The organism is Arthrobacter sp. NtRootA1, from assembly GCF_019976975.1.
Classification (GTDB): Bacteria; Actinomycetota; Actinomycetes; order Actinomycetales; family Micrococcaceae; genus Arthrobacter; species Arthrobacter aromaticivorans.
In genome coordinates, this window is sequence record NZ_AP024630.1 from 758,425 (window position 1) to 778,046 (window position 19,622).

At 62.6% G+C, this 19,622-nt stretch carries 16 protein-coding genes and 1 tRNA gene; 3 read left to right on the top strand and 14 right to left on the bottom strand.

Annotated features, from left to right (window positions below; translation table 11 throughout):
* Positions 1 to 99: 99 nt before the first annotated feature.
* Entirely contained in the window at positions 100 to 1,029 is a 930-nt protein-coding gene (locus LDN90_RS03705; RefSeq protein WP_223947965.1) for a LysR family transcriptional regulator, read from the bottom strand.
* Positions 1,030 to 1,093: 64 nt separating this feature from the next.
* Here LDN90_RS03705 and LDN90_RS03710 point away from each other — a divergent pair, with 64 nt between their 5' ends.
* Positions 1,094 to 2,014, top strand: coding sequence for an EamA family transporter (locus tag LDN90_RS03710; protein ID WP_223947966.1), 921 nt, complete (start codon positions 1,094 to 1,096; stop codon positions 2,012 to 2,014).
* A gap of 52 nt (positions 2,015 to 2,066) precedes the next feature.
* On the opposite strand, the gene LDN90_RS03715 is transcribed toward LDN90_RS03710, so the two are convergent.
* The 12 genes from LDN90_RS03715 to LDN90_RS03770 form a co-directional block, all read right to left on the bottom strand.
* On the bottom strand, positions 2,067 to 2,687 hold the full coding sequence (locus LDN90_RS03715; RefSeq protein ID WP_223947967.1) for a hypothetical protein: 621 nt from the start codon (positions 2,685 to 2,687) through the stop codon (positions 2,067 to 2,069).
* Between the two features lie 143 nt (positions 2,688 to 2,830).
* A complete protein-coding gene (locus LDN90_RS03720; protein WP_223947968.1) occupies positions 2,831 to 3,484 on the bottom strand; it encodes a TetR/AcrR family transcriptional regulator in 654 nt (217 codons plus the stop codon).
* Positions 3,481 to 5,517 (bottom strand): YhgE/Pip domain-containing protein, encoded by a 2,037-nt coding sequence (locus LDN90_RS03725; RefSeq protein WP_223947969.1) that lies wholly within the window; start codon positions 5,515 to 5,517, stop codon positions 3,481 to 3,483. The genes LDN90_RS03720 and LDN90_RS03725 overlap by 4 nt, the downstream gene beginning before the upstream one ends.
* Complete coding sequence (locus LDN90_RS03730) at positions 5,514 to 6,284, bottom strand: ABC transporter ATP-binding protein (protein ID WP_223947970.1); 771 nt, start codon at positions 6,282 to 6,284, stop codon at positions 5,514 to 5,516. The genes LDN90_RS03725 and LDN90_RS03730 overlap by 4 nt, the downstream gene beginning before the upstream one ends.
* Before the next feature lie 69 nt (positions 6,285 to 6,353).
* On the bottom strand, positions 6,354 to 7,811 hold the full coding sequence (locus tag LDN90_RS03735; protein WP_223947971.1) for an NAD(P)/FAD-dependent oxidoreductase: 1,458 nt from the start codon (positions 7,809 to 7,811) through the stop codon (positions 6,354 to 6,356).
* A gap of 95 nt (positions 7,812 to 7,906) precedes the next feature.
* Positions 7,907 to 8,593, bottom strand: coding sequence for an N-acetylmannosamine-6-phosphate 2-epimerase (locus LDN90_RS03740; protein ID WP_223947972.1), 687 nt, complete (start codon positions 8,591 to 8,593; stop codon positions 7,907 to 7,909).
* Positions 8,594 to 8,605: 12 nt separating this feature from the next.
* Entirely contained in the window at positions 8,606 to 9,568 is a 963-nt protein-coding gene (locus tag LDN90_RS03745) for an ROK family protein (protein ID WP_223949229.1), read from the bottom strand.
* An 18-nt stretch (positions 9,569 to 9,586) separates the two neighbouring features.
* Complete coding sequence (locus LDN90_RS03750) at positions 9,587 to 10,504, bottom strand: dihydrodipicolinate synthase family protein (protein WP_223947973.1); 918 nt, start codon at positions 10,502 to 10,504, stop codon at positions 9,587 to 9,589.
* Positions 10,505 to 10,541: 37 nt separating this feature from the next.
* Entirely contained in the window at positions 10,542 to 11,339 is a 798-nt protein-coding gene (locus LDN90_RS03755) for an ATP-binding cassette domain-containing protein (protein WP_223947974.1), read from the bottom strand.
* Entirely contained in the window at positions 11,336 to 13,447 is a 2,112-nt protein-coding gene (locus tag LDN90_RS03760; protein ID WP_223947975.1) for a dipeptide/oligopeptide/nickel ABC transporter permease/ATP-binding protein, read from the bottom strand. The genes LDN90_RS03755 and LDN90_RS03760 overlap by 4 nt, the downstream gene beginning before the upstream one ends.
* Positions 13,448 to 13,450: 3 nt before the next feature.
* The gene (locus LDN90_RS03765; protein WP_263426288.1) at positions 13,451 to 14,356 is read right to left on the bottom strand and encodes an ABC transporter permease; all 906 of its coding nucleotides are present in this window, start codon (positions 14,354 to 14,356) and stop codon (positions 13,451 to 13,453) included.
* A 151-nt stretch (positions 14,357 to 14,507) separates the two neighbouring features.
* Positions 14,508 to 16,145, bottom strand: coding sequence for an ABC transporter substrate-binding protein (locus LDN90_RS03770; RefSeq protein ID WP_223947977.1), 1,638 nt, complete (start codon positions 16,143 to 16,145; stop codon positions 14,508 to 14,510).
* A gap of 335 nt (positions 16,146 to 16,480) precedes the next feature.
* Between LDN90_RS03770 and LDN90_RS03775 the strand changes: the two genes are divergently transcribed.
* Positions 16,481 to 17,209: a FadR/GntR family transcriptional regulator gene (locus LDN90_RS03775; protein WP_216921348.1), complete on the top strand. Its 729-nt coding sequence runs from the start codon at positions 16,481 to 16,483 to the stop codon at positions 17,207 to 17,209.
* Between the two features lie 201 nt (positions 17,210 to 17,410).
* On the opposite strand, the gene LDN90_RS03780 is transcribed toward LDN90_RS03775, so the two are convergent.
* Positions 17,411 to 17,484, bottom strand: a tRNA-Arg gene (locus tag LDN90_RS03780).
* Positions 17,485 to 17,768: 284 nt separating this feature from the next.
* Here LDN90_RS03780 and LDN90_RS03785 point away from each other — a divergent pair.
* Complete coding sequence (locus LDN90_RS03785) at positions 17,769 to 19,595, top strand: phosphoenolpyruvate carboxykinase (GTP) (protein ID WP_223947978.1); 1,827 nt, start codon at positions 17,769 to 17,771, stop codon at positions 19,593 to 19,595.
* Positions 19,596 to 19,622: the final 27 nt, after the last annotated feature.

The following is a 19,622-nucleotide window of genomic DNA, read 5'->3' on the forward strand; positions in this document are numbered from 1 at the left end:
GCGGAGGCGGGGTGCTCCGTCGCCGTCGCCGCGCACCTAGCCCAACTGACTGGCAATAGGGGTTGTTTCGAAGGGGCTCAAAACAACCCCTATTGCGAGCTACTTGGGTTCAGGGCGTACAGGTAGCTCGTGCTCGGCCGCCACTTCGCGCAGGAGCCGGACGGCATGCCGGATATTGGGGCTGGCAGTCATGGTCTTTCGGTACACGATTCCAACGGCTCGCTGCTGAACGGGGTTGACGACCGGCACGGCAACGACGCCGGGTGGCAGGGGTGGCCTGCCCAGACGAGGCACGAGCGCTACGGCCACAGCCTGCTCCACCATGGCGATATGGGTGGAGAAATCGGGATCGTAGACCCGGATATCGGGGACCCGCCCAAGCCCGGCGAAGATCTGCAGGAGGGCTTCGTTGCAGATAGCGCCGGCCGGCGTACTGACCCAGATTTCGTCCAGTAAGTCTTCACGCTCGACGACGGCCCGTCCAGCAAGAGCGTGGGTGCTGTTAAGCAGGACGTCGGCCTGGTCCAGGCAAAGGTCCTCATGCACCAGGTTCTCGGGAATGACCAGCGGCACGGAGTTCCAGTTGTGCACCACGGCCAGTTCAGCCTCGCCTGATGCAACTCGTTGGACGGCTTCACGTGGGTCCTCCGCCAGCACGCTGATTTCAAGTGCAGAATCGCTGGTTCCGATGCGTCCGAGCATTGGCCCCACCAGGCCGCGGCAGGCAGTGGAGAACGCCACGAGCCGCAGCAGCCCGGAAGGCTTCGAGGGATCGGCGAGGAGTGTTGCCTGCAGTTCCTCGAGTTCACCCATGATTCGCCGCCCATACCCAGCGAGGGCAAGGCCCCGTTCCGTAAGGAGTACGCCGCGGCCGTTGCGCTCCAGGACGGCCACCCCGGTTTGCTTCTCCAACTTCTTGATCTGCTGGGAAACCGCTGACGGACTGTAACCCATCACGTCCGAGGCGGCCACTACCGATCCGTGCTGTTCCACGGCTACCAGGGCACGCAAGGCTGAAATGTCGATCATGAAGTAAATCTACTTGGTTTCATGCTGAATTCAACGCTGGTGCTTAAACCATTCCAGTGCCAGAGTGATTCTTGTGAACCTCCGCCACTCCGCCCTCGCCGTCCTCGTCGCTGTCCTTTGGGGCGTGAACTTTGTCGCCATAGACCTCGGCCTGCACGCCAACGGTCGCAATGTCCCGCCGTTGCTTTTCGTCGCCTTCCGATTCCTGCTGGTCGTGTTTCCGTTCATTCTGTTCATCCGCAAACCCGACGTGAGCTGGAAAGCGATCATCGGCGTCGGGCTTTTCATGAGCGCTGGTCAGTTTGGACTGCTGTACCTGGGCATGGCTCTGGGGATGCCGGCAGGGCTGGCCTCCCTCGTCTTGCAGGCGCAGGTGCTGTTCACAGTGCTGATCGCGGCGCGGTTCCTTGGCGAGAAGCCCAGCCGCAGGCAGATGCTCGGGGTTGGGCTCGGCCTCGCGGGTCTTGGCGTTGTCGCGGTGGGGCGCAGCGCCGTGGCTCCTATCCTGCCTCTCATGATCGTGCTGGCCGCGGCCTTGTCCTGGGCGATCGGAAACGTGGTTGCGCGGCACTCGAAAGCGGCATCGGGCCTTGGCCTGGTGGTGTGGTCCGGGGCCGTGGTGCCTCTCCCTTTGGCGGGATTGTCACTTGTGGTGGACGGCCCGGGCACCGTGTGGGCGACCATCACGGACCTCCAAATGCCTACCATCCTGAGCGCCATCTACACTGCGGTTTTCGCCTCGCTTGTTGGGTATGGCATCTGGAACCGCCTGCTGACGCTCTACCCGAGTTCCGACGTCGTGCCTTTCACGCTGCTGGTTCCGGTGGTGGGTATGACGGCTGCCTGGCTGGTCCTGAACGAAATCCCGACGCCGCCCGAAATTATGGGAGGGCTGATCCTGCTGGTCGGAGTCGCGACTGCTGTGCTCGGCGCATCACGAAAACGCACGGAAACTCCCGTTGAGAGGCCTGCTCTGCGCCTCTAATCGCGCGTGAAGCACGCAGAGCGGGCCCCGCAACGCAGGGGGTTGGGGGTCGTTAGCGCTTCGAGGCGGGTTTGCGTTGTGTGGAAACGCCCGACGCCGGACGCTTGGCCGCCGCTGTAGGCGTGCGGGGTGCTGCGGGACGCTTCGCCGGAGCGGCCTTGGCAGCGCCCGAAGGACGTGCCGTCGATGTAGTCGGGCGTTTGGCAGGCGCGGCTGGACGTGAGCTGGCAGCTCGTTTAGTTGGTGTTGTGCTTCGTTTGGCTGCCGGCGTGGGTTGCCTGGCCCTACTGGAACCAAACGATGGCCAGACCGCCCCGAGGAACAGGACAGCCAGCGTCCCCACACCAGCCACTGCGGCCAGATAGAAGTAGATGTCTGAGTCCTCAGTGCTCACGGCACTTCCCATGGCATTGGCATCCTGGTTGAACGCGAGGCCCCACATGCGCAGGAATGCAATGCTGAAGCCGATGAAAAGGCTGGTACCGGCAGCGCCAAGGAGAACCACGAGGTATCGCCGCCGGTTGAAGACCTGCACTATCGAAGCCAAATAGCAGGTCAGCACCGCTCCCAGAAACAGGTACAGGACCAGTTCTTCGAGGACCACGGCCGCGAGCACCAAAAGCCCGAGGGACATAAAAGCGGCTACCACCGCAAGCTTTCCGCTGTTCCCCATGTGACGCATGAGTCTAATCATCGCCGACCAGCGGGCCACGCCACGCCGTCGTAGATTGCAGTTGGATACCGTTGTGAGGCCTGCTTTGCGCGTTAAGAGCGACTCATAGCGCGTCAAGCGGGCCTCACAACGTGAGGGTGAACCTACTTGATGACGTATCCATGCATAATGGTCATGACCGCGGCGACGCTTTGTTCGCGGGTGCGCTCCGGGTTGTAGGTTTGCCGGTCGAGCCCCACCACGAAGATGGCCCCGAAGATGGCCGCCTCCAGGCTGCCGCGGACGACGGACTCGTCCACCTTGTATCCGGCGGCCACACGTTCCACCGCAGAGCCGATGACGGCGAGCAGCTCTGCCCGGAGTTCGGCGAACACGGCACTCCACTCACCCGGCGTCCGCCAGTTTTCACTCACCCAAAGCCGCGCGAAGGATGGGTATTCGTCCATGAATTCCATGGCCTGGCCCACCATGTTCTTCATGGACTCGAGCGGATCGCTGGTTTGGCCTTCGATTGCCTGGAGACGGACCAGCATGATGTCCACTCCGTGCCGAAGCAGCTGCGCGATCAGGTCCGATTTGCTGCCGAAGTTGTAGTAGACCGTCCCCTTGGACACGCCAGCCGCGGCTGCGATCTCATCCACGGTGACGCCGGCAGCGCCACGTTCGCCAATCAGCTCCATCGACGCTTCGAAGAGGCGCTGCTTGGTGGCGTTGGTGCGCCCGGGGCGCAGCTTCTTCTCCGCGGTTCCTGCGGCCGGCCCTTGCTCTGAAGGGGCCGCCGGCTGGGTGGTACTCATACGGCAATCTCCGGCTTCAGCGTCTTGAGTGTCCACATCTTGTGTTTGCGGACGGCGAGAGTGGACAGTGCCGCTCCCAGCAAAGTGTATCCAAGCAAGCCGAGAACTGTTGGCCAGATCATGCTGAGTTCCCCGCCGTAGATCAGGTGCCGCATTCCCGTAACCACGTAGCCCATGGGCAGGACTTCGTGCACCACATGAAGTGGCATGGGAGTAGTCTGCCAAGGGAACGTACCGCCCGAGGACACAAGCTGCAGGACCAGCAGGATCAGCACCACGAACTTGCCCGGCGTCCCCATGAGCGCCACGATGCCCTGGATGATGGCGCTGAACGCCATCACGGCGGCAAGCATGAACAACCACATGCCTACGGGGTGGGCGGCGTTCAAGCCGAGGCCCAGATTCACCACGAGGGTCAGGATAGTGGCCTGCAGGACCGAGACGACGAAGAACGGAAGCCAGCCACCGACGGCGATTTTCCAAGAGCGTGCGTTGGATGCCAGCGCGCGCTGGGTGATGGGGCGCATCGCCTGCACCAGCATGAACACTCCGATCCACAAGGCCAGCGTCAGGAAGAAGGGTGCCAATCCGGCGCCATAAGAACCTGCCTTGGCCTGCGATACGTTGTCCACCGCGACGGGATCGGCGATCACCTTGGACACGCTGCTCTTCTGTTGATCGTTCGGGTTCGGGATTTCTCCGGCACCCTTGGCAAGTTCCGTGGCCAGGGTGTGTGAGCCATCGGAAGCCTTCACGGCGCCAGTGGCGAGCTGTCCGGCGCCGTCGTTGAGTTGGTGGGCGCCGTCGTCGAGCTTTATGGCACCGTCCAGTGCGCTCTGCTGGCCAGCGGCCAGCGCGGACGCCCCGGTTTTCAACTGCCCCGCTCCGGCCGCTGCCTGCGAAATCGCGTCGGTCAACGTTGGTGTGGCTGCCGCAAGCTTCGATGCGCCCGCGCTCACCGCAGCTGAGCCGTCCGAGAGCTGCTGGATCTTGGCGGCGTCGCCCGCGATCTTGGCCTTGGCGTCGGTAACCGGGCCGGAAGTTGCAGTCGAATCGAAATCGGCCAGTACCTTGTCGGCCTGCTCCTGGGTGAGCACGCCAGCGCTAACCAGCCGTGCATTGGACTCGATAACACGATTGCGCAGGCCCTTGTCTGCCGCATCCAGCTGCCCGACGACGTCCTGGACTTTCGCATTCAGCTCGGCGTTCCCGGCGGCTACTTGCGCCGCACCGTCGGCGAGTTTCTTGGAATCGGCAGGCAGGGTGGCAGTTTTGTTCTTCAGCTCAGTGAGACCCGAGCTCAGCTGGCTCGCGCCGTCATTGAGTTGCACAGCTCCATCGCGGAGTTGCGTTTGACCCGTGACGAGCTGATCGGCGCCGGTGACCAGCTGCGTGGTCCCGTCATGCAGGGTTGCAGCGCCATCACTGAGCTGACCCACTCCCGTGGCGAGTTCGGACGCGCCGTCCGCAGCCTTCACGATGGAGGCGTGGATGGTACCGAAGCCTGTGAGGAGCTGGTTGGCTGTTTCCTCGCCCACCTCCTTGGCGACCGTTGAATGCACGGCTGTGGTGAGCTTGTCCACGATGGTGCTCAGGAGGTAGTTGTTGGCGTCGTTCGTAGTGACATGGAGCATTGCCTGGTTGGCGGCATCGAAACTGCCGGGGGAGACCAGGTTGGCGGAGAAATCCGTGGGGATGCGCAGCGCGAAGGCGTATTCGCCTGAACGGACGCCGGCATCCGCAGCTTCCGGACTGGACACCTGCTTCCAGTTGAAGACGTGACCATCCACCAAGCTGTCGGCAACCTTCTTGCCCGCCTGCAGCTCGGTGCCATCCTTGGAGGTTGCCCCCGTGTCTTCAACCACCAGTGCGGCGTCGATCTGGTTCAGGTTGCCGTACGGATCCCAGTTGGCGTAGAGATACACCGCGCCGTAGAGCAGCGGCACCATGGTCAGGGCCAGGATGGTCAGCTTGGGCAGGAGCCCGCCGGTCATGCGCTTGAGTTCGGAGCGGGCGAGCCGCAGAACAGTCACTTTGCAGTCCTTTGGAGGTCTTGGAATTCAAGTTCGGATGCTTCGTCTGGAATCTCACGGGCCGGGATTGGGCTCGTTGTCGCTTGCTCGTTCGTCGCCGGTGCCGGCTCGGACACTTCAACGGTTTCCGGTTCCGGCGGGTGGGCGACTGAGTTGCCAATTACCGCAGCAGGGCCAGCCCAGTTGTCCGGGAGGGCACTGACAACGGCGACGACGGCGAGCGGCCGCCCGGCGTCGGACGCCAAAGCCTCAAGCCGGGGCAACCACGCCGCGGGATCGGCACTGTGGCGATCGGGCGAATCGAGCACCAGGAGGTCGGTAGCTGGATCTGCCAAGGCGAGGGCGGTCAGAAGCTCGAGCCGGCGGCCGGCGGGAAGCTGTTCAACCCACAGGCCGGCGATGTCCTCGAAGCTGTTGATCTTCAGCCACGGCTTGCTGAGCAGCGCACCACGGTAACGGCGGGGGATGAGGGAGAGGTCCTCTGTGACGAGGTCGCGAACGCTTAGGTGCTGTTCAGGCTCATTGACGCCGGGCGAATCGACCAAGGCGCTCGCCAACCGGATCTTTTTGGTCTTGCTGTTGTTGTCCCAACTGAGGACGCCCTTGCTGGGTTTCATGCGGCCACTGAGTGCCAAGGCCAAGGCGGTCCGCTGATCCTGGCCTTCGCCAGCCACGAGCAAGAGTTCGCCACGACGGGCCTGGAGTGACGTTGCCGGAAGGAGATCGTCCCGGCGGCCGTTGATCTGGAGTTGCTGTACGGACAGCACAATGAGCCTTTCGCAGAAATGGTGTCTGCTGAAAGTCTAACTGAACTGACTGGTCAGTTCAAATAGGCCCTAGAGCCCATACTTCTCCAAGAGGCGCAACCAGACCTCGCTGATGGTGGGATACGACGGAACGGCATGCCACAGCCTGTCCAAAGGGACTTCCCCGACGATCGCGATCGTGGCCGAATGCAGCAGTTCAGCTACCCCGGGGCCGACGAACGTAGCACCAAGAATGACTTTCCGATCCTCGTCCACCACGATCTGCGCCCACCCTTTGTAGTCGCGGGAATAGAGCTGGGAGCCGGAAACATCGATGGGCAACTCAACGCCTGTGACGTGCTTGCCTTGAAGAAGGGCCTGCTCCAGGCTGGGACCCACTGAGGCAACTTCCGGGTCCGTGAAGACCACGCTCGGAATGGCGTGCTCGTTGGCCGTGTGAGCATACGCGGTCCAGGGCCGGGGCGTGCCCTGGAGCTTACCGTTGGCCCGGGCAACGATGGCATCGCCGGTAGCCCGGGCTTCGTACTTTCCCTGGTGCGTGAGCAATACTTTGCCCGCGGCATCGCCTGCCGCGTACAGCCACAGTCCACTGGTGCCATCGCTTGCCGGGCCCTCCACCAGGCCACTGGCGTCCGTAGTGAGCCGGAGGGGTTTTCCGTTCTGCGGCTCAACGCCCACATTCTCCAGGCCCAAATTGGCCAATGCTGGATGCCTGCCGGACGCGACCAGGAGTGTGTCTGCCGTGACGGCCTCTCCGTTGAACGTAACTGTCACCGAGCCGTCGTCGTTCTTTTCTGCTTTGTCCACATCCGTGTGGAGATGGACCGTCACCCCATCGGCGCGCAGCCCGGCCAGGACCAGATCAGCTGCCTCTTCGGGATAGCTGCTCAGAAGGCGACCACGAGCAATGAGTGTCACCACCGAACCAAGGCGGGCAAAAGCCTGGGCCAATTCGACGCCGGCCACTCCACCTCCGAGCACCGCAAATCGCTGCGGGATGACTTTTGCCGCAGTGGCGCCGCGGGTAGTCCAGAACGGTACGTCCTTGAGGCCCTCAATATCCGGGATGGTAGGGGTAGAGCCTGTGGCCACAACCACGGCATGGTGCGCCTTGAGCGCGTAGCTGTTGCCATCGAGCCCGTCCACCTGGACCTCGCGTGGTCCTGTGATGCGCCCCCGCCCACGGATCAGCTCGATGCCCGCACTGTCCAGCCATTCGACCTGGCCCCCGTCCTGCCAATTGTTCGTGAACCAGTCCCGGTGCTTCAGGGCCGACTCTGCGTCAATGACTCCGGTGACCGCTTCTGAAGCCCCGGGGATTCCCTGCGCCGCGTGGAGCACGCTGCCTGGCCGGAGGAGTGCTTTGGAAGGAATGCACGCCCAATATGAGCATTCGCCGCCAACCAGTTCGCTTTCCACGATCACTGCCGTCAGTCCGCCACGAACCACCCTGTCCGCCACGTTTTCCCCGACGGCACCCGCGCCGATCACGATTACGTCGAATTCACGGGAGCTCTCGGCATTCATGGGAGAAGCCTACAACTGCTACCTCTGCGTTGTGAGGCCCGCTCTGCGAGGTTGGCGTGGGTTTTGGGGCCCAGAGTGGGCCTCGCAACTTAGGGCTAGGCGTGCATCGCACCCTTGAACCAGCCCGTGATGGACGCCGGGTGGGTGATAGCCGTGCCGACAACTACGGCAAATGCCCCTGCATCGAGTGCTTGACGGGCCTGGGCAGGGGTATGGATGCGGCCCTCCGCGATCAGTGGCTTACCCAATCCGCCGGCAGCGATCTGCTCCAAAAGCTCCAGATCCGGGCCGTCGGTCTTGTGGCGCTCGCCGGTATACCCGGACAGAGTGGTTCCGACCAGGTCCGCTCCGGCATCAACGGCTGCCAGGGCGTCGTCGAAGGAGCCACAGTCGGCCATGACCAGTGCGTGCGATTCGGCGTGGATTCCGGCCACGGTGTCCGCGAACGACAAACCATCAGGCCGGGAACGTCGAGTACCGTCAATCGCCACAACATGTGCGCCTGCGTTCGCCACGGCAAGCGCGTGCCGGAGCGTGGGTGTGATGAAGACGCCGTCATGCCCGTCCTTCCAGAGGCCGATGACGGGAACTTCGACGGCGGCACGCGTGAACTGTATGTCGGCTAACCCTTGGACGCGGATCGCCGCGGCACCGCCGATGACAGCCGAGGCCGCCACCTGAGCTGTGGTGCGGGGATCGCGCATGGGTTCGCCGGGGTAGGCCTGGCAGGAGACGATCAGCTGGGAACGGAGGGCTTCGAGGCCTTCGGGGGTGAGGATCATGATGTCTCTCTTCTAAAGGACGAGTTTCGCGGCACCAACAATGGCTGCGGTGTTGCCGAGGGTTGCCCGCGCCACGGGGACCTGGGCGAGAGGCGCCAGCAGCTCTTGGCGGAGGGCGGCTTCCATGGGCTCCCACCAAAGCTCGCCGGCGTCGGCTAGTCCACCTGAAATCACTACGGTTTCAGGATCAAGAATGTTGATGAGCCCGCCCACGGCTTGACCTGCGGCGCCCGCGCCGAGATCAATGGCACGCAAGGCAGCGGCTCGGCTGGCAGTGGCGGCAGCACCGCCGTCGGGCGTGGAAGAAGAGGCGAGCGCAAACACGCCGCGCGTGTCCACAGCATCCACGGCCGAACCACCAAATCGCAGGTACGACTCGTGGATGGCGGGCCCGGAAGCAATCGCCTCAACATGCCCGGCCGAACCACAGACGCAGGGCAACGGAACACCCTCAAACGTGGCGTAAGGCGATGCGAAGTGACCCACGTGCCCGCCAACAAAGCGGTGCCCCAAAACTGGAGCCCAGCCAAGGACAAAGCTGCCGCCCACGCCGGTCCCAAACGCAACCATGAGTGAACTTGAGGACCCCGCGGCAGCACCGAGCCACGCTTCGCCGATGGCGTGTGCGTGGACGTCGTTGACGGCCCGGACGGGAAGACCCACACGGGCGGAAAGTCCTGCGGCCAGGTTTGTTCCAGCCCAGCCCAGAATCGCATCCGTCGCCGAAACAACGGTCCCGGCAGCAGCGTCGATGACCCCCGCAGAGCCCACGCCGACGCCGGAAACTGTAACTCCGGCGTCGGCGGCGCGCTCCACCAAGCCCGAGATCAGCGCTGCAGTGGCATCAAGGATTGCCTCGCCACCAGCCCGGTTCAACGTCGGAATGGTCTCCGACACCATCACCTCGCCGGAAGAGGAGACAACCCCGGCGGCGGTCTTGGTGCCGCCTAGGTCAACGCCGATCACATGGGTCAGGGAAACGGTCATCGAAGACTAGACCAGCCCGTTCCGCTCCAGGATTTCGCGGATCAGCGCCGTCTCTTCGGAGTTGAGGGACAGCATGGGCTCGCTCATCGTGTTGGACTCAATGACGCCCATCACCTGCAGGGCGGTCTTGAAAGCACCCAGGCCTGCAGCGCCCCCGGAGACACGGCCGTTGGGGGTGTAGACGATTTCGAACACGTCGGCCAGGCGGTCCTGTTCCCGCGCGGCCAGGGCCCAGTGGCCAGCCTGCGCGGCGTCGAACAGACGGCGGTAGCCGGCCGGATCAACGTTGCCAAGACCCGGCACGACACCTTGGGCGCCACCTAGGAGGGCTCCATCCACCACTACTTCGTGGCCGGTGAAGATGTCGAAGTTGGGGATGTCTTTGGCCGCGAGCAGCAGCTGGCGGAAGGAAACGTCGTCGCCGGAGGAGTCCTTGACGCCGGCAATCACGCCGTCGCGGCCAAGCCGGACCAGGAGGTCCGTGGGCAGCTTGAAGTGGGTGCGGACGGGGACGTCGTAGGCGAAGATCGGCTTGCCGATCGCCTCGTGGATGCTGCGGAAATGCGTTTCGGTCTCTGCGGCGTTGCCGATGGCGTAGTACATGGAGGTCACCACGATCGCGTCAGCGCCCAGGTCCACCACTTTTCGGGCTTCCTCGATGACCCGGTTGGTTGTCTGCTCGTTGGCGCCGACGATGAGCGGGACCGCTCCTGCGTTGGCGTCCGCGATGGTGGAGACCACAAGTTCCCGCTCGTCATTGGTGAGGTAGGGGACTTCGCCGGAGGAGCCCAGGACGAAAAGGCCGGACACGCCGCCGTCGATCAGGTGCTTGGTGACGTTCTTCAGCGACGCGGTGTCGACGCTGCCGTCCGCGTGGCGGGGGGTGATGACCGGGGGAATGACGCCCTGGAACTGAGTGGACACAGAAATCTCCGTTGTTTGTAACTTGTGAAGGGAAAAACTAGATGTGAAGCAGGCTCGGCGCGGCGCCCAGCAGCTTCTTGGTGTAATCGTTGCTCGGGTTGTCGAAGACCTGTGCGGCGGTGCCCTGCTCGACGATCTTGCCGAAGTACATGACGCAGATCCGGTCCGAGACGTAGCGAACGGTCTGGATGTCGTGCGAAATGAACACCATGCCCAAGTTCAGCTGGGTCTTCAGGTCCGACAGCAGGTTCAGGACCTGCGCGCGGACCGAAACGTCCAAGGCCGACGTCGGCTCGTCCGCCACGATGATGTCCGGGTCCAGGGCCAGTGCGCGGGCGATCGCCACACGCTGGCGCTGGCCGCCGGAAACCTGCGACGGCGTCACCTCGGCCGCCGATTGCGGCAGACCAACCAGGGCCAACAGTTCCTTGACCTTGGCGGCGCGCGTTGTCGCATTGCCGATGCCGTGGATCTGCAGGGGATCGGTGAGGATGTCCTGAATGGTCATACGCGGGTTGAGCGCCGTAGCCGGGTCCTGGAAGACCACGGAGACCGAGCGGCCAAACTGCTTGCGCATGCCAGCGTTGCGCTTGATAGCTGGCTTTCCATGGAACAAGACCTGGCCCGACGTCGGAGGTTGCAGTCCCACAAGCACTGAAGCGAGGGTGGACTTGCCACAGCCGGACTCACCAACGATGCCCACGGTTTCGCCGCGGCTGATGCTGAAGTCCACACCGTCCACGGCTTTGACGATGTTTGGACGGAAGAGTCCGCCGGTCCGGGCGTGGTGGTAGACCTTGACGTCCTTGAGCTCGATCACGGGCGTGGCGTTCATTTCGCATCCTCCTTCAAGTGGCTGGCCCAGTAGTGGTCCGCATCATCGCCAGTGGACGACGCAACCGTGGTGAGGACGAGCTTCTGATTGGGATCCGCGTCGGCGCGCAATGAGCGTGCCGCGAAGCGGTCGCCCGCAGCGAAATCCCGTGGTGAAGGGACCGTGCCGGGGATCTGGTGCAGGCGGACGGCGTCGGCCTCAATGGAGAGGACTGCCCCCAACAAGCCACGGGTGTACTCGTGCTTCGGATTCTGCAGAAGCTCGGAAGCCTGTGCGGATTCCACCACTTGGCCGGCGTACATGACCGTGATTCGGTGGGCCAGGGAGGCCACCAACGCGAGGTCGTGGCTAACGAACACCATGGCGAAGCCCTGTTGTTCGCGGAGCTCGTTGAGGAGGTCCACAACCTGCTTTTGCACGGTGACGTCCAAGGCCGTGGTGGGCTCGTCGGCCACTACGATCTTCGGTGAGCGGGAGAGAGCCATGGCAATCAGCACGCGTTGGCGTTGGCCGCCTGAGAGCTCGTGCGGGTAGCTGGCAAGAGTCCGGACAGGGTCCAGCTTCACCATTTCCAGCAGCTCCGCCGGTGTCTTGCGGCCGCCGCGTTTGGTGAGTTGCTCCAGCTGGTCCTTGATCTTCATGGATGGGTTCAGCGAGCTCAAAGCATCCTGATAGACCATGGCAATCTGCTCGCCACGCAGGCCCTCGTAAGCCTTGGGGTTGCTGTGCTGAGTGTTTGCGTCCAGGAGTTCCTTGCCATCGAACTTGATGGATCCGGTGACCTGTGCGGTCTTGGGCAGAAGACCCATGACGGCCAGTGAAGTGATGGACTTTCCACAACCGGACTCGCCTACGAGGCCCATGGTCTCGCCTTCGCGGACGGTGAATGAGACGTTGTCCACGATTGCGATGTCGCCGAACCGGCCCGGGAAGCGGATGGACAGGTTCTTCACTTCCAGCACATTGCGGGCACCCGGAGATACCTGCGGGAGCCGGTCGGTGCGCTTCGCCTCGATGGCTGCCAGCAGTTCCAGTTCGCGGTCCAACAGGAGGTGCGGGTTGGCGGCGGCGAGCTTCACATCGGTGAGGACGGCTGAGGTTGCCACACTGGAAGTGACGGCATCGCCGGAAGCTGCACGGACGCCGTCGAGCTCGTGTTCTTCAACTACGGAAGGCTGGGCAACGGAAGTGGCAACTTCGGTGTCCACAACAACAGCAGCGGTGGAGCCGTCGTCGTCCTTCACCGCGGGGGCGCGGCGGAGCTTCGGGTTCACCATGGCGTCCGTGAGGCCCTCGGCGAGGATGTTCAGGGACAGCACGGTCAGCAGGATGGTCAGGCCGGCAAAGGTTGTTGCCCACCATCCGCCGGAGAGCACAAGGTTGCGGCCGTAGGAGATCACGTTGCCCCAAGACGGAGCAGGATCCTGCACGCCGGCGCCGAGGAAGGACAGCGACGCTTCCAGGATGATGGCATCGGCCACCATCACTGTGGCGAACACCAGTACGGGAGCGGCGGTGTTACGGACAATGTGCTTGACCAGAATGTAGAAGCGGCCGGCGCCGATCACGCGTTCGGCACGGACGTAGTCTTCGCCATATTGTGCGAGCACGTTGGCGCGGACCACTCGTGCAAGCTGCGGGGTGTAGATGATGGCGATCGCGATGATGATGGTGGGAACCGAGTTGCCGAACGCGGCCAGCAGTACCGCCGCAAGCGCGATGCCCGGGAACGCCATGAGGATGTCCATAAGCCGCATGATGATCTCGTTGACCGACTTGCTGGACGTCGCCGCGAAGGAGCCAAGGAGCGCACCGGCGAGGATGGCGAGGCCAACCGCGCCGAGGCCGATCATGAGGGAGGACTGTGCGCCGAAGAGCAGGCGAGAGAAGATGTCGCGGCCCAAGCGGTCGGTGCCGAAGAAGTGCTCGGCGCCGGGCGGGGTTGCCGGGATGAACGTCTCAAGGGGATCGTGCGGAGCGATGACCGGCGCGAGGATGGCCGCGAGCACGATCATGACGAGGAAGAGCAGGGCGATACGGGAGCCCCAGGGCAGGGCCTTGAAACGAATGCCCGGGGCACTTAGCCGTTCTGCGAGCTTGCTGCGCATGAGCTATACCGTCCTGATTCGGGGGTTGATGAGCAGGTAGAGAAGGTCCACCACGATGTTCACCAGAACGAACGTGACAGAGATGGTGAGAACCACGCCCTGGACCAGGTTGACGTCCAGATTGGTGATGCCATTGAGGATCAGCTGGCCCATGCCGGGCAGGGCGAAGATCATTTCAATCACGACGGCGCCACCCAGTAGGTAGCCCACGCGGAGTCCCAGCACGGTCACCGGGGTGACGAGGGCGTTGCGGAGAACGTTCTTGGAAACCACTTCGCGGTAGGGGACACCGTTGCCGATGGCGGTGCGGACGTAGTCGCGGTCAAGTTCCTCCACCATGGAGGTTCGGACCACACGGATCAGTGATGCGGAGACGGGGATGCCGAGGGCGAGTGCCGGGAGGGCCATCGAGTTGAGCCAACCGCCAAAGCCGGACTCCGGCGTCGCAATTCCACCTGAGGGGAACATGGGGTTGGCGCCGAGTGCGAACCACTGGATCAAAAGGATGCCGAGCCAGAACGAGGGCGTGGCGATCGCGGCGATCGAGAAGACGCGGACCAACTGGTCCTGCCACTTGTCCCGGTAGAGGGCACCGAGGATTCCGAAAGCCAGGGACAGAACAATTGCGATAATGACGCCCAGGAAGGTGAGCTGCAGCGTCAGCGGGAACGCAGAGCCGATCATGGATGCCACCGACTTCGCCGGCGGGGTTGTGACTCCGAGATCGAACTGCAGCAGCTTCCCAAGGAAACGGAAGTATTGCAGGACCAGGGGATCGTTCAGGCCATTTTCCTGGCGGTACTGCTGCTTGGCTTCCTCGCTGGCGCCGTCACCGAGGGCCGAACTGGCTTGGTCGCCGGGAGCGGCCTGCAGGACGAGGAAGACGAGCAACGTAATGCCCAGGATCATCAATGGCAATGCTGCAAGCCTGCGGCCTAGCAGACGCAATATCGTGACCAATTTGTTCTCCGGTTGGTTGGGTGTGCTGCTTGGTTGGGTGTCCTGCTCTGCGTGCTATTTGGGGATTTAGTGCGCAAAGCAGGCCTCGCAACTCGGGTTTCTAGGCGGTACGTCCGACGTCGATGAATGACAACCCGGTGGTGGGCAGAGGCTGGAAGCCCTTGAGTTTTTTCTCGTCCCACGCACTGGGAAGCTGTCGGTGAAGGACGGGATATAGGGGGACCTCGTCAGAGACCATATCCACGATTTCGCCCACCACCTTCTTGGCCTCCTCGCCGGACGCCTGGGAGCCCTTGTTCATGAGTTCCTGCAATTTGGCGCGCTCAGGGGTGGTCCAGAAGGCACGCTTTTCCATCCATGTGGCGCCAGAGTAGAACCAGCTCAACAGCAGGTCCGCATCGTTGCCGAACACTGATGGATCACCCGGGGCCGCAACCACGGTGTAGTCACCCTTGCCCACGCGGTCGCTGTACAAGGCGCCGGATTGGAGGCTCTTGACGGTGACCTTGACCCCGGGGATCTTGTTCCAGGATTCAAGGATCAGCGGTGCAACGTCCTTGACCCAGGCGGTGTCCGTGGTGAGGAGCTCGAATTCGAGGCTCGTGACGCCGGCCTGCTTTAGCAGGTCTTCGGCCTTTTTCGTGTCAAAACCATAGACGTTCTTGGCCTTGACGTAGTCCGGGTGGCCTTCCTGGAAGTAGGAGCTGGCGGCTTTGGCGTTGCCGAACAAGGCCTTCTTGATGATGGCATCCTTGTCCAGGCCATAATGCAATGCCTGACGGACCAACTTGTTGTCGAACGGGGCTTTGGCGCAGTTGAACATGAGGAACAGCAGGCCGAAGGACTGGACGGATTCCACCTTGACCTTGGACTTCAAGCCGTCGACGTCCAGGTAGGGAACGTCCTCGATGGCCTGGACGCGGCCGGATTGGACAGCAGTAACACGGGCGGCTGCGTCCGAAAGAAGGAGCCAGGTCATGCCCTTGGCGAGCGCAGGTTTGGGGCCGTTGTAGTCGGCGAATGCTTCGAAGACGATCTTGTCGTCCTTGACTGCGGACACCAGCTTGTAGGGGCCGGAGCCGACTGGCTTGGCGTCGAAGGCCTTCAGATCGCTGGCGAGTGCCTTGGGGACGACCTTCACAACGGAGATACGCGGTCCAAAGCCGGGGAAGGCGTACTTGAGGGTAAATTCCACGGTCTTGGCGTCCAGGGGTTTGACGTCCTGGATGAACGGGATGAACTGGGAGAACAACGACTTGTTCGCCGGGTCCATCACGCGGGTGAAGGAAAAGGCAACGTCGTCGGTAGTGACGGGAGAGCCGTCGTGGAACTTGGCACCGTCGCGGATGGTCACCTGGTAGGTGGTGTCGTTGATTTTCTTGGGATCCGAGGCTGCCAAGGCGTTGTATGGCTGGCGGGTAGCTGGGTGCAGCTCGATGAGGCCTTCGAAGATGTGCAGGTTGGCTGCCATCGGTGTGGCTCCCGAGGAGCTCAGCGGGTCAAAGCCTGTGGAGAGGGCGTAGGAGATGCCAGCTTCGATCATGAGGTCCTTGTTCACAGCAGCGGTGTTCGCTGCGTTCCCCGTGGTGGTGCTGGCAGCGCCGCCGCACGCAGAAAGGGTCGCCGTGAAGGCGGCGGCTGCACCAACTGCGCCGCTCAGCTTGAGGAAGTTCCGGCGGCTGGCGTCATTGACCAGCGGCAGGCTGTTGATGGTCTTGCTCATAGGGTGCCTCACCATTCGACTGTCGTGGGTTATCGGATGTAGGACGTCCGATGCTCGTATTGAAACTGTAAGGGTGGTCACAAGGGGACGTCAAGTGAGAAATGGATCACGGTGAGGCTGCCTGGGAAGCTGGAAACCCGCGGGTTCCTCGCTGCCCGGGTGCCCGAAGGCGGAATTCTCGAGGAATTCCGAAGACATACCTATCAAGGAGGTGGGACATCCGATATTGTATGTTGCGAGTCACTCATCTGTGGTGGGCATAAAGCTCGCCTCAATATTAACACCGCACTCCTTCTGCATCCGAGGTACACAGGCCTCTCTGGGAAGAGTGCATCGGCAAGGAGAGCGCCATGACAACTTCCGGTGTCGTTCCGCAAGCGCGGTTCAGTGCACAGGCCCGGCTGCGTGCATTGCAGTCGGACATTATGGAACTCATCCTTGAGCGCGAGCTCGAGGCGGGTGACCCGTTGCCCACAGAGAACGAGCTTTCAGTCGCCCTCGGTGTCGGGCGCAATACGTTGCGTGAGTCCCTGAAAGTGCTGCAGGCCCTGGGTGTGATCGAGATCCGCCATGGCTTCGGGATGTTCGTGGCGCCCAGCAACTTCGATGCTTTGGCTGATGGCCTGACATTCCGGGGTCGGCTTTCCCTCCGACACCAAGGACTCGAAGCCTTGCAGCTGGTGGACGTGCGGCAGGCCTTGGAGTCTGGGCTGATCGGCTCCTCTATCGATGTGATGACCAAGGAGCAGCTCGCGTCCATCGAGGAAACCGTGAAGCAAATGGAAGAACTCGCCGCCGCCGGTGAGAACTTCGTGGCCGCCGACGCCGAGTTCCACCGCCGGCTATTCGAACCCCTGAACAACGAGCTGCTGATCAACCTCATGGGGGTTTTCTGGAAGGTGTACCGGAAGATCCACGTAGAGATCGGCGCCGGTAATGAGGACCTGGCAAAGACCGCCGCAATCCATCGCAATATCTATGCCGCCGTTGCAGCGGGAGACAAGGTCCTCGCAGCCGAGCTGCTCAACCGTCATTTCGACGGCATTCGGCGCCGCATCAGCGAGGCCGTGGGGGAGTAGGCGTTCCCACTGGCGGCAAGGGCCGCCGTCGTACTTTTTCGGAAAGTACGACGGCGGCCCTTGCGTTTCTGCGCGCGGCCGGCCCAACTGAGTCGCAGTTGTGCGCGTTTAGCGTGCTCTAAACGCGCACTGCTGCTACTTACTTGGGTGAGCGGGAAAACAAAAGACCCGCACCGGCGAACCGGTGCGGGTCTTCATCTGTGCGCCCAAAGGGATTCGAACCCCTGACCTTCTGTTCCGTAGACAGACGCTCTATCCAGCTGAGCTATGGGCGCATTTCGTGTGATTCTCGGCGGTCTGTTTCTCTGACCCCCTCGAACCTCAATAAACTTTACAGAAGTTCATGTGAAGTTCCAAATCGAAAAGCTGTAATCTGCACAACTAGACCGGTCTATGTGACCTTCCTCACTTAAAACGCCCTTCTCTGAGATTGAAACCTTGAATTCTAGGGGTTTTTCGTTTTGCAGCCTTCGAAGGTCCGATGTCTGACAACGAATTGGTCTGGTCCGCGCCCCCTATCGTTTAGGACACACCACTGAACCCGAGGAAGGGAACCGCAATGGGCGATCTGGCGCGACTGCCGCTGCTTGAGAAGGCACCTACTACGCATGCACGCCTGCTGGCCTGGGTCGAGGAAGTTGCCGAGCTGACTCAGCCGGACCGCATCCACTGGGTTGATGGCAGCGAAGCAGAAAACAAGAAGCTGACCGACGAACTCGTCGAGGCCGGCACCCTGACGAGGCTGAACCCGGAAACGTTCCCGAATTCCTTCGCGGCGTTCTCTGACCCGGCTGACGTTGCCCGTGTAGAGGAGCAGACCTTCATCTGCTCCGAGAACGAGCGCGACGCTGGCTTTACCAACAACTGGATGGCTCCGGCGGAGATGAAGCAGAAGCTGCGCGGACTGTTCGCCGGCTCCATGCGCGGCCGCACCATGTACGTCATTCCTTTCGTCATGGGCCACCTGGACGCAGAGGACCCGAAGTTCGGCGTTGAGATCACTGACTCCGCCTACGTTGTAGCTTCCATGCGGATTATGGCCCGCATCGGCTCGGACGTCCTGGACCGCATCACGCAGACCGATGCATTCTTTGTGCCTGCCCTCCACTCGCTGGGCGCACCCCTGGAACCCGGTCAGGCCGACGTCGCGTGGCCGTGCAACCCGGACAAGTGGATTGTCCACTTCCCTGAAGAGCGCTCTATCTGGTCCTTCGGTTCGGGCTACGGCGGAAACGCGCTGCTTGGCAAGAAGTGCTACGCCCTGCGCATCGCCTCCGTGATGGCCCGCGACGAAGGCTGGCTGGCCGAGCACATGCTCATCCTCAAGCTGACCTCGCCTGAGCAGAAGACCTACTACGTCTCCGCAGCCTTCCCGTCTGCTTGCGGCAAGACCAACCTCGCGCTTCTCGACCCCACCATCAAGGGCTGGAAGGTTGAGACTCTTGGCGATGACATCACCTGGATGCGTTTTGGCAAGGAAGGCGAGCTCCGCGCCGTCAACCCTGAGGCTGGCCTGTTCGGCGTAGCCCCGGGCACCGGTTGGGGAACCAACCCGAACGCGATGCGCGCTATCGCCAAGGGCAACAGCATCTTCACGAACGTTGCCCTGACCGATGACGGCGGCGTGTGGTGGGAAGGTATGACGGAGGAAACTCCGGCGCACCTGACCGACTGGCGCGGCGAGTCCTGGACTCCGGACTCCGACGCCCCGGCCGCACACCCCAACTCCCGTTTCTGCACGCCGATCGACCAGATCGACATGCTCGCCGAGGAGTACTTCAGCCCGGACGGCGTGGAGCTGTCGGCAATCCTGTTTGGAGGCCGTCGTAAGACCACCATCCCGCTGGTCACGGAGGCCCGCGATTGGTCCAACGGTATTTTCATGGGTGCCACGCTTTCCTCGGAAACCACGGCTGCTGCAGCTGGCGCCGTAGGTGTTGTCCGCCGCGATCCGATGGCAATGCTGCCGTTCATCGGCTACGACGCAGGCGACTACCTGAACCACTGGGTGAACCTGTCGGCGAAGGCCAACCCGGAGCGACTGCCCAAGATCTTCCTGGTCAACTGGTTCCGTCGTACTGCTGACGGTGGCTTCGCGTGGCCGGGTTTCGGGGACAACGCACGCGTGCTGAAGTGGGCCATCGAACGGCTCGAAGGCAAGGCAGACGCTGTGGAAACGCCGATCGGTTTCGTTCCGACCGGCGACAGCATCGACCTTGAAGGACTGGACATGACCCCGGCCGAGGTCGAGGCAGCTGTCCGTGTGGATGCCGACGAATGGACCACCGAGCTGGCATCCATCGAGGAATGGTTCGCCAACTTCGGCGAGTCCCTCCCCGCGGCGCTGCAGTCCGAACTGGACGGCCTCAAGAGCCGTCTGGGCTAGACCTCTTAAGGACAACGGCGTTCTTAA

Excerpts from the sequence above, each read along its gene's own strand:
- LDN90_RS03785 (WP_223947978.1), top strand. The coding sequence starts at position 17,769 with ATGGGCGATCTGGCGCGACTGCCGCTGCTTGAGAAGGCACCTACTACG.
- LDN90_RS03740 (WP_223947972.1), bottom strand. The coding sequence starts at position 8,593 with ATGATCCTCACCCCCGAAGGCCTCGAAGCCCTCCGTTCCCAGCTGATC.
- LDN90_RS03775 (WP_216921348.1), top strand. The coding sequence starts at position 16,481 with ATGACAACTTCCGGTGTCGTTCCGCAAGCGCGGTTCAGTGCACAGGCC.
- LDN90_RS03760 (WP_223947975.1), bottom strand. The coding sequence starts at position 13,447 with ATGCGCAGCAAGCTCGCAGAACGGCTAAGTGCCCCGGGCATTCGTTTC.
- LDN90_RS03770 (WP_223947977.1), bottom strand. The coding sequence starts at position 16,145 with ATGGTGAGGCACCCTATGAGCAAGACCATCAACAGCCTGCCGCTGGTC.
- LDN90_RS03755 (WP_223947974.1), bottom strand. The coding sequence starts at position 11,339 with ATGAACGCCACGCCCGTGATCGAGCTCAAGGACGTCAAGGTCTACCAC.
- LDN90_RS03720 (WP_223947968.1), bottom strand. The coding sequence starts at position 3,484 with ATGAGTACCACCCAGCCGGCGGCCCCTTCAGAGCAAGGGCCGGCCGCA.
- LDN90_RS03735 (WP_223947971.1), bottom strand. The coding sequence starts at position 7,811 with ATGAATGCCGAGAGCTCCCGTGAATTCGACGTAATCGTGATCGGCGCG.
- LDN90_RS03715 (WP_223947967.1), bottom strand. The coding sequence starts at position 2,687 with ATGGGGAACAGCGGAAAGCTTGCGGTGGTAGCCGCTTTTATGTCCCTC.
- LDN90_RS03765 (WP_263426288.1), bottom strand. The coding sequence starts at position 14,356 with ATGATCCTGGGCATTACGTTGCTCGTCTTCCTCGTCCTGCAGGCCGCT.
- LDN90_RS03705 (WP_223947965.1), bottom strand. The coding sequence starts at position 1,029 with ATGATCGACATTTCAGCCTTGCGTGCCCTGGTAGCCGTGGAACAGCAC.